The organism is Pandoraea morbifera, assembly GCF_902459575.1.
Lineage (GTDB): Bacteria > Pseudomonadota > Gammaproteobacteria > Burkholderiales > Burkholderiaceae > Pandoraea > Pandoraea morbifera.
The window spans coordinates 212893-226421 of record NZ_CABPSD010000003.1; the positions used below are offsets into that span (position 1 = coordinate 212893).

A 13529-nucleotide genomic window follows, 5' to 3' on the forward strand; every position below is an offset into this window, starting at 1 on the left:
ATCATGTTGCCACCCGCGAACGACACCCCCGGCGGCGGCCGCCGGGCGACGGCCGCGTCCCGCGCGCGCGGCGGCGCGGCCCGCGGCACGCCGGATCGCCACATCGACGCGGCGTCCGAGGCCGCACTCAAGCTGCCGCGGGAATCGCAGGCGATGTCATACGCAAAGCGCACCCTCGCCCTGAGACGAGAGCCCCCGAAGGCCGCCGACATCGAGCGGTATCTGCGGCGCTGGTTCATCGCACCGCCTTCGGTACTGATCGCGCTTGCCTCCGACGAGGAATTGCGGGCGCGCAATGCGCTATACCCGCCCTTGCGCACGACGAGCGTGCGCTTCGGCGACATCGCCTATGCAAGCTACGTGGTAACCCAGGGGGTGTGCGGACACGACAGCACGCACTTGCGCACATGCGTCGTATCGATCACCCAGGGCAGCGAAGTCGTGACGTTTCCGGCGCTACAGGCCTGGACCCACGACGGCGAACCCATCATTCGCGCCGACGCGCTCTCGCATCTGCACTACGCGGCGGAGCGCATCAAGGCCACCACGCCGGCGCAGCACACGCGGCGCCACAGCCTGTTTCATGCCGAAACGCGCGATCTCGTCACGCACGATCCGGTGCTTCAGTCGGGGCATCGCGCCGCCCGGCTCGGCATGTGGCTGGCTGCCGCCGCATTGCTGGAGCGCGGCAACGCATCGGTCGATGCGGTGCTGCGAGACATCCGTATCGGCGCGCAGTCGTTCGATCCGACCTTTCGCCAATACCAGGAGCTCGCGCGCCTTGCCCGCTCTCGCCATCGTCGCAACACCGCGTCGCCATGCGAACTGCCCGGTTGCACGTCACACGACCGCACGGCCATCGAGCCGAACGCTCAGGCGATCGATCCTTCATCTCTGTCCAGGACGCTTCCCGATGCACGACCTTCACCCCTTTCATAACGTTGTCAGTGAGCTGCTTCGGCATATCGGCTTCGCGGCGTTCGAGCCGGCGCCGGATCAGGAGGTCGTGAGTCTGGACGTCGAAGACGGCATGTCGGTCCACTTCGGCGCGATCGACCAGGCATCGTGGTTCATGCTCGCGGAGTTCACCGACGCGATCACCTCCGATTCCCTGCTCGTCGCGTTGCAGGCCAACCACCTGCGCGCCGACGCCATTCAGCCGGTGTTCTCCCTGAATGACGACGGCGTGCTGAACTGCTGGGTCAAGATGCCGCTATTCGGTCAGGACAGGTCGACCCTGGCCGACGCCTTCGGTGAGCTGCTCGACGTCGCCCAGGCCATGCCCAAAGCCGCCTGACCCCGCTGCTCCTATTGCGCGCCATCGCCATGCCCAACGCCATCTCAGGACGTCTCCCCCCACCTCGCGACCTCGCGAAACTGCCGCCGCACGCCCGTATCGGACACGCCAAGCGTGGCGTGTGCGTCTCATACGGCGGCATGGACTTTCGTCTGCCTCCCCAGCAGAACACACGGACCGATAAATTCGTGTCGCGCGAGAAGCGCGGGCCGAAGCCCCGACGCTGGGGTGCCTTCGCCGCCCGGGTTCGCGCCGTCTTCGCCGGACTGACGGTCCTGCGATGGGTCGTCACCCTGCATCGCCCGACGCGCCTTCCTCCCGCACCGGGGGCACCCGGTGCGGCGCGTGAAGATCCCCGTTTCGAACCCATGAGGGTGGTGCCGTCGTTGACAGTCCGGGCGGCCGTGCGCCCGGACACGCCCGCGCGCGGCGAGATCACCGCGCAGCGGCCGCGCGAGGCCGCCGTCCGGCGAACGGAGAGCGGTTCGACGCTGAACGTGCAGGGAAAGCGAACGAGTGCCGCCAACGGCGATGGCCTGACCCTGCGACGCGGCGCGCAAGGCGCCGACGTGCCCCCCGCACGCGCCATGTCGCTCGGCATCCCTCCGGCACCCGACCTGCGGCCGCCACCGGCACCGCCGAAGCGCTGAAAAAGGTCGACCGGGTGTTCGCGCCCCACCAATGCACCAGCGGCGCCGCGCCGGAGCGTCATTGGCGCGCAAGTCACTCGCAAGTACTGCGCGAGCGGCACGCCATTCGATGCCTGCATGATCTCCCGCCAGGCTCGCCGGAAGGAGATCATGCGACGCGTGCTAGCTCACGTAGCCCGGAGTCGGTCAGGCCGTGCCGCCCGCGCGCGGCTGCGAGAACGGGGCGCGCTGCGCACGCACTGGCGGCGGGCTCGCCTCACGTTGAGGCAGCCGCTTGCGATCGGTCGACAAGCTCCATTGGCTCGAGGTCTTCTCGGCATACCCCCCTTTGACGTAGGCCAACATGAAGTCGGCCAATGCCCGGTTGGCCTCGGCGCGATGCGACGGCGTCGGCGTTTCGGCGTGGCGGCGCGCCGCCTCTGTCAGCGTGTCGAGCAACGCGCGGGTGGCGGGCACTTCACGCACGATGCGCTGTAGATCGTCCTCGAGCGGCGTGCCGGGTCGACGCTCGGCAATGTTGACGAACGTGTCGTCGAACTCCTTCTTGTGGTTCTCGGCGAACCCGCTCCACCATTCCGGACCGCCGAAATCGGGCTTGGCCAGGCGCATGCGGGCAAGCGGCGCGAGCAGATCCAGGCAACCGCTGCCGATGGTCAGGACGTCGGCCGAATGGGTCACCTGCGTCATGCCGACCGAGCCCGAGATCGGCGACGACGGCACGCTCAGTTGCCCGCCGAGCGTCGTCTGAATCCCCCGCGTCGAGTACATCAGCGCAATGCCGTTTTCCTTCAGCTTGAAGCGTAGCGTGCTCACTACGCCCACCTCGTACGAGACGTCCCCCGCGCGCAGGGCGTTCTCGATATCGGCAAGTCCCCACGTGCCGCCCGCCCGGACCCCGGCCGCATTGAGCGACTCCATGATCGAGCCCAGCGCGTTGACCGCGCCGGAGATCGTCACGTTCAGAAAATTGCCGCAGTAGTTGACGTCCTCATCCTCGGTGACCCTCTCGAACGTCACCGTGGCGTGGGCACCGAAGGGAAGCCCGATCCCCATCCCCGCCCCGGCGTCGAGCTCCGCCTGCCACTTGTTCTGACGACAACTGAGCTGGTGGACCGCGAGTGCCTTCGGCCGCAGGATGCGCTGGTTTTCGGTGAAGACATCCATCAACAGCGATTCCGTGTCGGCCGGCAGGTCGCCGTCGAGCTTGAGCAGCGCGAACTGCTCGAGCAGGCGCTGGGCGCCGGCCTCCATCGCCTCGCGGCCGCCGCCGTCGATGCCGGCCATCGCGCCGAGCGTGAATCGCTCGCTGGAGGTTTCGACGTGCGCATGGGCGGCCTGGATCAGCGACGCCGCATCGTACACGAGGCGGGTCTTCGACAACAGCCGACGCGCCTCGTCAGGCTTGGACTCCGCGAGCGACAGAATGTCCATCTCCGCGTGCTTGAGCGTGATGTACTTACGTGCAGCCACCTTCACGTTGGCCGACACGCCGATCTCGGCCGACGCGCCCCCGCTCACCTCGCCAATGAGTGTGTCGTGCCGCTCGATGGGCCCGCGCTGCACGTCGCGCCCGACGATGTCGAAGCTCTTGCCGCAAAGATTGCGCATGTGCTTGTCGAGAAAGTGGCGACTGATATCGGCGCGCTCCACGTCGCGCTCATAGGTCGACGACAGCGAGAAGAGGTCGCGGATCTTGGCGATCAGTGTCAGGGGTCCCTGCCGCAACCATGTCTTCGTCTTGTGGCTCGCACTCGCCACGTAGTCCGACAGCGACGCGTAGATCTCCGAACGCGATGCCGTACCCGAGAGCTTGAGCTCCGCCTTCATGAACCCCAGCAGTTGCGTATCCGCGGCGATCGAGACCCTATGGCCCGACGTGTCGACCAGCCATTCCGTCGGTGTGAACGACAAGTCCGCGTCGTAACCATAACCGGCCTTGACGCCCACGCCAGGTATCACGTTCACACCCGATCCGAGCGACGCGCTCATCGACTCGGACGATCCGGGCTTCATCGACGCCAATCGGTCGTGAAGCGCCTGATCCAGCTTGCGCTTGATCGACTCGTGCGCGCTTGCCCTGAATTGCCACTTCAATCCACGGCTCACATACATCGCGCTTTCGTAGACCCGGGGAAACCGCGGGGCGGCATCGGCGTGGCGGGTCAGCGCCCGCTGCATCGTGCCAAACAGACCGCAGGCGCGACGGAGTTCCTCCGCATCCATTTCCGCGTTCTCCGACGCCTTCATGAACGCCTCGACCCGCGACTTCAGATCGTCGTGCTTCCTGCCACTATCGGCCAACCCCAATGTCTTGCGGCACTGGACATATACGTTCCAGAGCGAGGACATCGCCGCCTGCGCCTCGGCACGTGAGACGGGGGGCGGGTGCGCCGCCCGCGTCAGGCGAACGGCGGGTATCTCGTCGCTGCCGTTGGCCGCCGGCAGCAACCGTGGGTCGCTCGCGACCTGCGCGTCGCCTTCGTTGCGTGAAATGACGACAGGCAACGCGTCGCCTGACACGCGCGTCGTCTGAACGCCGACGCGCTGGGGGATCGGTACAGTACCCATGGGACGAACTCTCCTCAGAATGTTCGACACCCGCGCGTGCCCTCGTCACGAGGCACGTATGCGGGCGTCACAGTGAAATCACGGCGCGCAGGAACATTTCCACGCAAGCGACGATCGCCGCGCGCGTGGCGCCCACGCCGCTACCGTGTATGAGATGCATGCAGCGCGCGCCCATGACGGTCGGCCCGCACAACCAGAAGTCGCACTCGGGCGTACGTTCGCCGAAGCGCACCTCGGGCAACGGCGCGCCCTTCGATGGCGCAACCAGCAGCGTGAGATCGCCTCGGGAGTATTCGAGCAACCAGAACGGGTCGGCGTCTTGCGACGCGCGCGCCTGCAGGAACTCCCCGACGGTGTCGGGCAGCGAGGCAAGCAGCAAGGCGACGATGTCGGCGCTCATGCCGGCACCAGCTCGCGTTTGATCCGATCCGACACCACGACGAAATCGCGCACCGCCGACAGACATCCATCGAGGCTTTCCCACGGCGTCACATAGCGATGCAGGACCAGGGTCGGTCCGCTCACGCCGAAGGCCATCCGTCGGCGAAACAGCGTGGGGTTCATGCCGAGCGCGAGCGCGGCGGCGTCATCGTCGGCATCAGACATGCGACGCTCGATGTGGGTGCCGTCGCTGTGCCGGATGACATAGATGTCGTGGTCGAGCGCTTCGAAAAATATCGCTTCGCGGTGCAGCGTCACGTCGACTTCCCAACGCTCGCGCATCGCATCGCACAAGGTGACCATCGAGAGATGGCCGTGCAGTGCGGGAGGCGCATCGATCGACGCGCGCACCGGGTGTGCCGCGATGTGTCTGCGAAGCTCGGTCGACGATATCGACCTGCCGAACCCAGCGGGGACATCCATGATTTCTGATAGGTAGTCGGAATTCGGGAACGCGTCTTGCTTTCAAACATCATCCCGGTGTTGTTGTGACAATGCATTTCATCTTTCGCCCATGTAGAACAGTTCCATGGGTACCGTCTACCCTCCCCTCAAGGGATTTGGCCCATTTTTCAGGGCGTGCACCCACGCGGGCGATCGTTCGTCGCATAGTCTCCACGCTTTGAGGAACATGATTTCTCTGGTACCCCCTGCGTCGATGCATCCGAATGCAAACACGTCACACGTCCTCTGCACGACACCGGTCATACCGCGAGCCGTCGCAGGCGCGCGGAACGAGCAAGGGTTGACCGGCAGGAGAGACGGCAAGTGAATCAGATCAGCTCACCGCACATCGGCAAGGTCTACCTGTTCGATGATTTCTCGCTGGACGCCAACGGCGTTCTCAAACAGGCAGACCGTCAGATCAGCCTGCCACCCAAGGAAGTGGCGGTGCTGCGAACCCTGCTCGAAGCCGCTGGGGAAGTCGTCACCAAGGACAAGTTGCTCAGCCTCGTGTGGCCACACCAGGATGTCAGCGAGGAGTCGCTCACGCGCTGCATCTACGCGATCCGGCGCGTGCTGCGCGAGAAGAAATCGGATCGCATCGTGGAGACGGTTTACGGCACCGGTTACCGGATTCGCCGATCGGTGGCCATCGTGTCAGCCGCCACCCGCGCGGCCGCGCTGTGCACACTGGCCATCATGCCGTTTCGCTTGCCGACCATGGCGCAAACGCTGATGCTGCACGACCGGCTCGTGACGCGCCTGTTCGAATACACGGCCTACGGACTGCGTGTGCTGCCCGCATCGATCACCCGGACCGTGCTCGAATGTCACGACATCGCGGAATTCGTCGAGCGCTTCACACCGGACTTCTACGTGACAGGGCATGCCATCGGCACCGATCGACTACGCATCGAGCTGGTTCGCTCTGACGGCCATGAGCTGAAGTTCAGCGAAGACTTTGCCTTGACCGACTTCGGTGGAACGAGCGGCACACATGGCGCGAACGGTACTGTCGGTACTAACGGCACCAACGGTACCAACGGCACCAACGGCATTAGCGGTTCCAACGGTAACAGCAGCACGAACGGTGCAAGCGGCGCTCGGAATGCAGTGGGAACGAGCGCCACGTTGCCGATCGAGATCCGCATCACCGACATCGTCACGAAGCATCTGCCCGGTCTGGGCGCATCGGTGCATCTCTCGCATTCGTTCGACACCTTCGATTGCGCCACCACCTTTCTGCACGCGCGCTTCAAGCTCCAGCAGCACACCCCGTCGAGCCTACGACAGTCGTTGCAGCTGTTCCACCAATGCGTGGGCGAAGGCGCCTCGCGCACGGCGCCGTATTGCGGTCAGGCCGAGTGTTACCTCGCACTCGCGCATCTCGGCCTTTTCGATCAGAAGGCTGCGCTGCACGGCGCTCGTGCGGCAGTGGAGGCCGCGCTGGCCCTTGCGCCGCGAGATCCGCACGCGATCAGTCTGCTAGCCATTCTGCACAGCATGAAATTCGAGTCGAGCGTGGCAAACATTCTGTTCGATCGTGCGCTATGGTCGGCGCCCTCCAATCCGTACGTGCGCTATCACCACGCCTGGCACTGCATTCTCAAGGGTGAAGCCAAGGCTGCGGAAATGGCGCTCGACATCGCGCTGGAGCACGACCCCAGTCTCATCGCCGCCACGATCCTGAAGACGTGGGCGTTGTTCTTCGACCGGCGCACCGACGACGCCATTGCGTTCGCGAGGGAGAACCTGCTACGCCTCGGGCAGCATCACCCGGTGCTGATCAGCGCCATGGCGACCATGCTGTCGCATCAGTGTCGCCACAGCGAGGCTGAGTCGCTCGTGCGGGCGGTTCGCGAAACCGGTGACGATACGGGCCTGCTGCGCGTCAATCGCCATTACGTCGAGCTCGCGCGCGGTGGCAATGACGCGCGACGCGCCGCCGAGCAACTGCTCGCGGAAATCGACCCGAGACAGGTGCGCGCCGGACTGTTGCCCCTTATCCTGCGCACCCAGGGTCTGCCCACTGCGCGCGAGGCGTGGCGTCGCATGCATTCGGACTGGTATCCGTGGCAACGCCTGTACCGCCACGATCCTCGGCTCGAATCGCTTTTCTCGCTCTGACAACGTCAAAAGGCCCTGCCGATGACGACAGGGCCCGGTGAGCGCAGGGTCGATGGCGCTTATTGCAGCGTCGGTGCCGGATGCGGCTTCGGCTTTGGAAAGAGCCCGATGCCGGCGAGCATCGTCGCCACGAGCGGATTGCGGCAAATCTGCACCACTGCGGGCGAATCGCGCTGAAACAGCTGCAACGCGAAGGCACGCAGCGCATCCCGCTGCGGATGGACGACGAGCAGCGTCATCATGTGGCCCAGCGCATCGCCCAGATGCTTCGCCTCGCCTCGCGCGAACCGATCGAGGATCTCGCGCTGGCGCATGGCGTCGCGCGGCAGCACGGCGTCGCGCATGGCGATGCACTGCCGCCGCAAGGCGATGTCCGAGAGCGGCGACGGGTCGAACGCGTCGCGCACGACCATCATCAACGCCACGCCGAGCGACTGCGCGTCGCCGGTGCGAAGCAATCGGGAAAAGTAGGCCTGCGACGGCAAATTGCGCAGCGGCCCCGCCCGAAAGCCCGCCTCCGGATCCACGGACAACGGCAGGCGCAACGTGCCGTGTCCGCTCACCGAATGGCTGAGAGTACCCATCTGCTGCATTACCGGAAAAACCCCTTTGCCACTTCCAACGTCGAAGCGATGGTGGAACTGAGTACCTTCACCAGATTGTCGTAGGTCGAGTTCGCGGTGGTGTAGCGCTGCATCAATTGCTGCATCATGGTCTTCACCTGGTTTTCCTGCGACGTGAATCCCGAGCGCCAGATATCGAGCTCGAACGGGTTCATCTTCTTCTCGTCGCCATCCTTGGGAATGCTGTCGAGCACTCGATCGATCGGCGACGTATCGATGACGACCACCCACTTCCCGCTGCCCTCCGGCTGTTCCTGCACGCTCGACTCGGGCAACCCGAAATCACGCGCCCATTTCTCCGCATCCTCCTTGCTGCCGCCTTCAATTTCCTCTCCATCCTTGTCCTGCTTTGGATACAGCACGGAATTCTTGTTCGGCGGCTTGAACTCGGCCAGGATGTCATTGAGCGCCTTTCTCAGCTCGCCGATGTTGAGTGTCACTTCCTTGCCATCCGAACTGGTTGTGATCCAGCTGGACAGCTTCGAGATCAGATCGCTGAGCGCCTTGTTGAACGCCAGGTACTTGGCGACGGCCTCTGAATACGCATCCAGATAGTTTTCCTTGATATCGCCGATCAGCTCGGCGATATCCTCCCACAGCTTGGAGTCGCTGTAAGGGTCTTCCTCGTCCTCCGGCGGTGTGTTCGTGATGCCCGGCATGGGCGGCGGCTCGGTATCGGCTTTCGGTGGGTCGGACGGAGGCGTCGCCGGCGGCGGCACATTCGTCACGCCGGGGGGCCTGTCCGTCGCGCCGGGAGGCAGGTTGCGCGGGCGGAGCCCGGGTATCGCGTCCAGAAGGGCGTCGCGGGCATCGGGCGCAATCGGCACGTTGGCCGACGACAGTCCCCGAAGGCGCGCCTCGAGATCCTGTGCGGCCACGCGCACGTCGTCGCGCGAATCGTCGAGCTCGGCGGGCCCGTACGGCTTGACCAGCGCGTCGTTCATTGCCTTCAGTCGAGCAAGTAACTGCGTCGTGCTCGTCACGAGGCCCTCCATCAGCGCGTTGTGCGCCCCCGCGTCGTCGCGCGTCGCATCGTCGACCGGTGGGCGCCGGTCATCGACGCCGTCCACCTCGGACTCCTGGAGCCGCTTGAGCGGTTGAAGTCGCGGGTCGTCGAACAGCGAGGGCGGCGGGAGAAGCCCGTCGGAAATTGGGTTCATTGTGCATTCCCTTGTGGTCTGGGGCGTTCGGTGTCGCCGGTGCGTTGGATGCGTCAGGCGCGAATGTTGCCTGCGATGTTCGACATGGCGCCGGCCCTGGACTGCGCGACACTGTCGATCGCCCTTAGCATCTCGGCGAGCAGCGCGTTATCGCGGTTCGCCACCTCCTGCATGCTGTCGGCGGAATTCTTGTTCACGGTCGACGCCCCGTCGTTGAGCTTCTGCTCCTGCATCGCCAGGCGTTCGGCAAAGCTGCCGCCAGCCGTCGCGATATCGCCGACTGGGCGGGACAGCATTGTCAGCGCAGTGCCCTTGGCCTGCGCCACCTTCGCGATGTTGTCCATCTCGTCGGCAAGCGAATTCGTCGGCGCGGGCGTAACGTCAGGCGCTGGCGAGAGATCTGGCGACGGGGTGGGCACATCGGGTCGGTCGGGCGGTGGCTGCGTCGTCGATGGCGCTTCGACCGGCGGCGCCCCCCCCCGCGTTGCCGGGTTCATCGTCTGCGGCGCGGGACTGTCCGGTGTCGTGGCGCGCGCTTTCATCGCATTGCGCTCGCCGGACAGCCCCTGCATGCTCTTGAACGCGCCGGCACCGGCCATGCTCAGTTGCAGCGACGCACCCGTGATGTTGCCCACCATATTGGACAGGCCCTGCTGCCGGATCGCATCGGCCGACGCCAGGACCGCCTGCGCGTTCATGCGGCTCATCGTATTGCGCAGCTGGATCGAGTTGTCGAACGTCTTCTGATAAAAGGCGAAGATTTCCCCAAGCAGCACGGCGGCATTCGAAACGATGCCGCCAATGTCATCGGAGCCATCGCCTTCGCCGCCGTCGCCGCCCTGCCCGTCTCCGACCTCCATTCGCTTGCCACCCGGCCTGTCGACGGCATCCGCATCGTTGAGTTGGTTCAGCAGATCGACCGCGCTTTCCCGATCCGCGTCGGGTGGCGGCATCTTCAACGACGGGCGGCGCGGATCGGTCGTCTGCCCTTCGGGACGGAAGGCGTCGAGCTTCAGGGGGCCGGGCGTCAGGGGTCCCGGCGACTCGCTCCCGGGCAACGGCACCGGATCGAGCCAGTTCGGAACGTAAGGGCGACCGGTTTCCAAAATATTCATGATGTCCTCCTCGGATTCATGCGCGCACGTGATTGAGCACGAAGCGCTGCGCGTCGTACTTCGCCTTCGCCGCGTCCGACATCTGGGACACCAGACGGGTGATGACACCTTCGGTGCCCGCAAACCGGTCGGCCGCCTGCTTGACGGACTCCTTGACGTTCTCCAGCAACTCCTGGGACACCGTGAGGTCCGCGCGAATGTCGGCGGCTTCCTTGTCGAGAATGCCGATCGCGGTCTGCCCACCGGTCTGCGTCGCGCCGAGCCCCAGCTCGCCGACTTTGACGATGCTCTCCAGCATGTTGGCGAACATTCTCGCGTTGCCTTCCTTGAGTCCCATCTTCGCGGCGAGCGCCGCGAGCTGGTTCGTGACCGCCGAGACGCCCGACTTCAGCGCCTCGCGCACCAGATCCGGCACGATCTTCCTGAGCAAGTCGCCGGCGAGATCGCCCAGCATCTTTCCGAGCCTGGCGGCCGCCGAACCGCCGCCGACGACGACAGCGACCGCGACCAGTGCCACGACCACGACAGCCGCCACGACCGCGCCCGCGATGCCGCCGATCATCTCGGCCGTATCCTTGGGCACGCCCGCCTTCTCCAGCAGCCCCGAAATGCCGTCGCCGATGAGCGACGCCAGCGGCTGGACGACGTGTTTCATGAGCGGCTTGAGGGCTTCGCCGACGACCGAAAAGCCGGTGGCGGCGCCGATCACCGAGTCGGCCAGCAAAGCCACACCGACGACGGTCATGGCCATGCTGGCGCCCCCGGTGAAAACCGCGCCCAGCACGCCCACGACAGCGAGCACCGCGCCCACGACCTTGCCGATCACGCCGAACAGCTTGCCGAGAAAGCCCGCCTTCTTGACCTTCTTCTGGTACTCCTCGTTCTGACGTTGCATGTCGTTCTCGCGCGTCTTGCGAAGGGCGTCGAAGAACTTCATGTCCTCCTCGATGCCCTTGACGGCGCTGTCGCCCATGAGCTTGGCGAACTGGCCCATGAGACGGAACAATTCATCCAGGTCATCGAGATATTGCTTGTCCGTGTCGCCCGGTTGGCGGTCGCCGTCGTTGCGCAAGGTCTCGAAAGCGTCGTCACTGCGCTTCATCGCGTCCTTCGCCACGTCGTAAGCCGCATCGGCGGCCGACTTCGCGTTCTGGTAACGACTCGTGGCATCGTCCAGGTCCGACTTCGCGCCGTCGTACTCCGCAAGTGCCGCATCGTGCTCGGGTGTTCCCGGCGTGAGTCCGTCGAGCCGCGCCTTGGCATCCGCCAGACGCGCCTTCGCACGATCGAGCGCATCCTGCGCCTGCGCCAACGCGTCCATGGCCGCCTCAAGGGCCTCCAGTGCCTTCCGGGCTTCGGCCAGCGCTTCCTTGAACGCTTCATTGCGCGCATCGGCCTCCGCCTGCTGGGCGCCAGACTGCGCTTCCCATTGCGCGAGCCGGTTCTGCAACTCGGACAGCGATGACGACCCCATGATTTCGCGCATTCGACCAAGCAACAGCGTCAGGTTGGCACGCGTCGAATTCGGCGGTGGCTCGAGTTCCGGGGTGTCGGCGTTCAGTGACAGATTCCGGTCGTTCGCATCCGTGCGCGCGATACCCTCCAACGCCAGCCTGCGCAGGGATGCGGGACGGTCCGATGCGCCGGGATTCGGCTTGTCGGACCGGTCGGTCTCGTCCAGTTCGTTGTCGAACGTCGGGAAGGCCGGCGGCAGGCCTGGGGAAAAAGTGATCGTCACGCCGCCTCCTTGTCGCTGGCCACACCGGCCCCCTCGGGCGCCGTCGCAAGATCGCGCACCTTCGGATCGTCCGCGGCCGGCCGGGCGGCGTGCGCCGCCTCCAGCGCGTTCAGGTACGCCCTCGCCTTTGTCCTCAGGTCGGCGTCACAGCTGCTCTCGCACACGAGCGCGAAGCAATCGCCGGCCAGCGCCATGTTGCGCATCATCATCTGACACTGGCCGGCGTAAAAGACCGGACGGTAATCGTTCTTGCCGACGGCGAACGCCATCGCGTACAGATCGATCGCCTTTTGGTACTCCTCTTTGAGCTGGCACACGGCCGCCAGACCCACGATGTACTCCGGGTTGTAAAAATCGTAGATGCAAAGAAAGCGAAAGAACGCTTCCGCCTGTGCCAGTTGGCCATTGCTGTAGAAGTCGTAGGCGTGCGCATACAGGCCATCCATGGTTTCATTCGGAATGCCATGAATATCCTTCAGGCTCGCGCCAGCCAGGACAGCCTCCCAGATCGCGCTCGTAACGCGACTGTCTTCCGTTTCCAACTGCGTTGCCGCGTGTGTCATCGTTCTACCTCCTTCCGATACCCGATATCGGGTCAGTCTTCGACCTGCCAGCCTGTTGGCAGACATCAATGGGGGATGGGAAATGCTGAAGCGGCGTCGGCCAGGCCCCTTGCCCGGGACCCCGTCGCCGTGGCGCGCGACCAGAGGCGTGGGCGGCGCGTCGGGCATGCGCGACAGGCAGCGCACCCACGACTCGACCCCGCTGTCGCGCACCGCCCGATAGCGGGCGTCGGCCAGCGCCGCCGCGCCGCGCGCTTCCTCGATGGCCGAATGGCGCTGCCTGTCGGCCCGGGCATACTGCGGATCGCCGGGCGACAAAATGTCGAGTACCGTTTGAACCTCGGCCAGCATCGTGTCCGTCTGAATGGCGCGCAACTGGCTTCGTGCGAATGCCTCTCTCGCTTGCGCATTTCGCTCCAGCGCGCTGCGGGCGGCGTCGCGCAACGCGACACGTTCGGCGCGGCGACGGATCGTCGTCGCCTCGAGCCGCACCACGCTGCGGGGAAACAGGTCACGCTCCGACGGCAGGTCGACACGGCCGCGCCCATCGCGCGCGGTATGCACCATCCGGATAAAGGCCTGTCGGGCCAGCGTGCGCAGACATTCCGACGCCGTTGGCGTCGATGCTGACTCGATGGTGTCCGCAGGCATGCTGGTATCAAGCATGCGGATGAATTGACGTCTGTCCTGCCGTACCATCAGTCCTCCCGGGATTACGTAAATGTGGGTCACTGCACTGCCGCCACTGCCGCCACTGCCGCCACTGCCGCCACTGCCGCGCATAGCAATTGCCGGCATCCCGA

General features: G+C 65.2%; 12 protein-coding genes. 4 read left to right on the forward strand and 8 right to left on the reverse strand.

Going from position 1 to position 13529, the window contains the following annotated elements; genetic code table 11:
• Positions 1 to 3 precede the first annotated feature (3 nt).
• The 3 genes from PMO31116_RS23615 (at position 4) to PMO31116_RS07095 (ending at position 1947) form a co-directional block, all read left to right on the forward strand.
• Complete coding sequence (locus PMO31116_RS23615) at positions 4 to 939, forward strand: hypothetical protein (RefSeq protein WP_174970931.1); 936 nt, start codon at positions 4 to 6, stop codon at positions 937 to 939.
• Entirely contained in the window at positions 914 to 1297 is a 384-nt protein-coding gene (locus tag PMO31116_RS23620) for a CesT family type III secretion system chaperone (RefSeq protein WP_174970934.1), read from the forward strand. Before PMO31116_RS23615 ends, PMO31116_RS23620 begins: the two co-directional genes overlap by 26 nt.
• 140 nt (positions 1298 to 1437) lie before the next feature.
• Positions 1438 to 1947: a hypothetical protein gene (locus PMO31116_RS07095; protein WP_150566102.1), complete on the forward strand. Its 510-nt coding sequence runs from the start codon at positions 1438 to 1440 to the stop codon at positions 1945 to 1947.
• 186 nt (positions 1948 to 2133) lie between these two features.
• Here the strand turns inward: PMO31116_RS07095 and PMO31116_RS07100 are convergent, their stop codons facing one another.
• The 3 genes from PMO31116_RS07100 to PMO31116_RS07110 form a co-directional block, all read right to left on the reverse strand.
• Positions 2134 to 4515, reverse strand: coding sequence for a hypothetical protein (locus PMO31116_RS07100; RefSeq protein WP_150566103.1), 2382 nt, complete (start codon positions 4513 to 4515; stop codon positions 2134 to 2136).
• 67 nt (positions 4516 to 4582) lie between these two features.
• Positions 4583 to 4915 carry a hypothetical protein gene (locus tag PMO31116_RS07105; protein ID WP_150566104.1) on the reverse strand — a complete coding sequence of 111 codons (333 nt, stop codon included), beginning with the start codon at positions 4913 to 4915 and terminating at the stop codon, positions 4583 to 4585.
• Positions 4912 to 5379 (reverse strand): hypothetical protein, encoded by a 468-nt coding sequence (locus PMO31116_RS07110; protein ID WP_150566105.1) that lies wholly within the window; start codon positions 5377 to 5379, stop codon positions 4912 to 4914. The genes PMO31116_RS07105 and PMO31116_RS07110 overlap by 4 nt, the downstream gene beginning before the upstream one ends.
• 345 nt (positions 5380 to 5724) lie before the next feature.
• Here PMO31116_RS07110 and PMO31116_RS07115 point away from each other — a divergent pair, with 345 nt between their 5' ends.
• On the forward strand, positions 5725 to 7527 hold the full coding sequence (locus tag PMO31116_RS07115; protein WP_150566106.1) for a winged helix-turn-helix domain-containing protein: 1803 nt from the start codon (positions 5725 to 5727) through the stop codon (positions 7525 to 7527).
• 59 nt (positions 7528 to 7586) lie between these two features.
• On the opposite strand, the gene PMO31116_RS07120 is transcribed toward PMO31116_RS07115, so the two are convergent.
• Genes PMO31116_RS07120 through sicA form a run of 5 tightly spaced genes read right to left on the reverse strand, consistent with a single transcriptional unit; the run spans position 7587 to position 13392 of the window.
• Entirely contained in the window at positions 7587 to 8111 is a 525-nt protein-coding gene (locus PMO31116_RS07120) for a hypothetical protein (protein ID WP_174970938.1), read from the reverse strand.
• Between the two features lie 8 nt (positions 8112 to 8119).
• Positions 8120 to 9310: an IpaD/SipD/SspD family type III secretion system needle tip protein gene (locus PMO31116_RS07125; protein ID WP_150566108.1), complete on the reverse strand. Its 1191-nt coding sequence runs from the start codon at positions 9308 to 9310 to the stop codon at positions 8120 to 8122.
• Between the two features lie 53 nt (positions 9311 to 9363).
• On the reverse strand, positions 9364 to 10425 hold the full coding sequence (locus PMO31116_RS07130; RefSeq protein ID WP_150566109.1) for an IpaC/SipC family type III secretion system effector: 1062 nt from the start codon (positions 10423 to 10425) through the stop codon (positions 9364 to 9366).
• Between the two features lie 16 nt (positions 10426 to 10441).
• The gene (gene sctE, locus PMO31116_RS07135) at positions 10442 to 12163 is read right to left on the reverse strand and encodes a type III secretion system translocon subunit SseC family protein (protein ID WP_150566110.1); all 1722 of its coding nucleotides are present in this window, start codon (positions 12161 to 12163) and stop codon (positions 10442 to 10444) included.
• Positions 12160 to 13392, reverse strand: a complete 1233-nt coding sequence (gene sicA / locus PMO31116_RS24260; protein WP_281350116.1) for a type III secretion system translocator chaperone SicA — start codon at positions 13390 to 13392, stop codon at positions 12160 to 12162. Before sicA ends, sctE begins: the two co-directional genes overlap by 4 nt.
• Positions 13393 to 13529: the final 137 nt, after the last annotated feature.

Excerpts from the sequence above, each read along its gene's own strand:
- PMO31116_RS07105 (WP_150566104.1), bottom strand. The coding sequence starts at position 4,915 with ATGAGCGCCGACATCGTCGCCTTGCTGCTTGCCTCGCTGCCCGACACC.
- PMO31116_RS07095 (WP_150566102.1), top strand. The coding sequence starts at position 1,438 with ATGGACTTTCGTCTGCCTCCCCAGCAGAACACACGGACCGATAAATTC.
- PMO31116_RS07125 (WP_150566108.1), bottom strand. The coding sequence starts at position 9,310 with ATGAACCCAATTTCCGACGGGCTTCTCCCGCCGCCCTCGCTGTTCGAC.
- PMO31116_RS07120 (WP_174970938.1), bottom strand. The coding sequence starts at position 8,111 with ATGGGTACTCTCAGCCATTCGGTGAGCGGACACGGCACGTTGCGCCTG.
- PMO31116_RS23620 (WP_174970934.1), top strand. The coding sequence starts at position 914 with ATGCACGACCTTCACCCCTTTCATAACGTTGTCAGTGAGCTGCTTCGG.
- PMO31116_RS23615 (WP_174970931.1), top strand. The coding sequence starts at position 4 with ATGTTGCCACCCGCGAACGACACCCCCGGCGGCGGCCGCCGGGCGACG.
- PMO31116_RS07130 (WP_150566109.1), bottom strand. The coding sequence starts at position 10,425 with ATGAATATTTTGGAAACCGGTCGCCCTTACGTTCCGAACTGGCTCGAT.
- sicA (WP_281350116.1), bottom strand. The coding sequence starts at position 13,392 with ATGCTTGATACCAGCATGCCTGCGGACACCATCGAGTCAGCATCGACG.
- PMO31116_RS07100 (WP_150566103.1), bottom strand. The coding sequence starts at position 4,515 with ATGGGTACTGTACCGATCCCCCAGCGCGTCGGCGTTCAGACGACGCGC.
- PMO31116_RS07110 (WP_150566105.1), bottom strand. The coding sequence starts at position 5,379 with ATGGATGTCCCCGCTGGGTTCGGCAGGTCGATATCGTCGACCGAGCTT.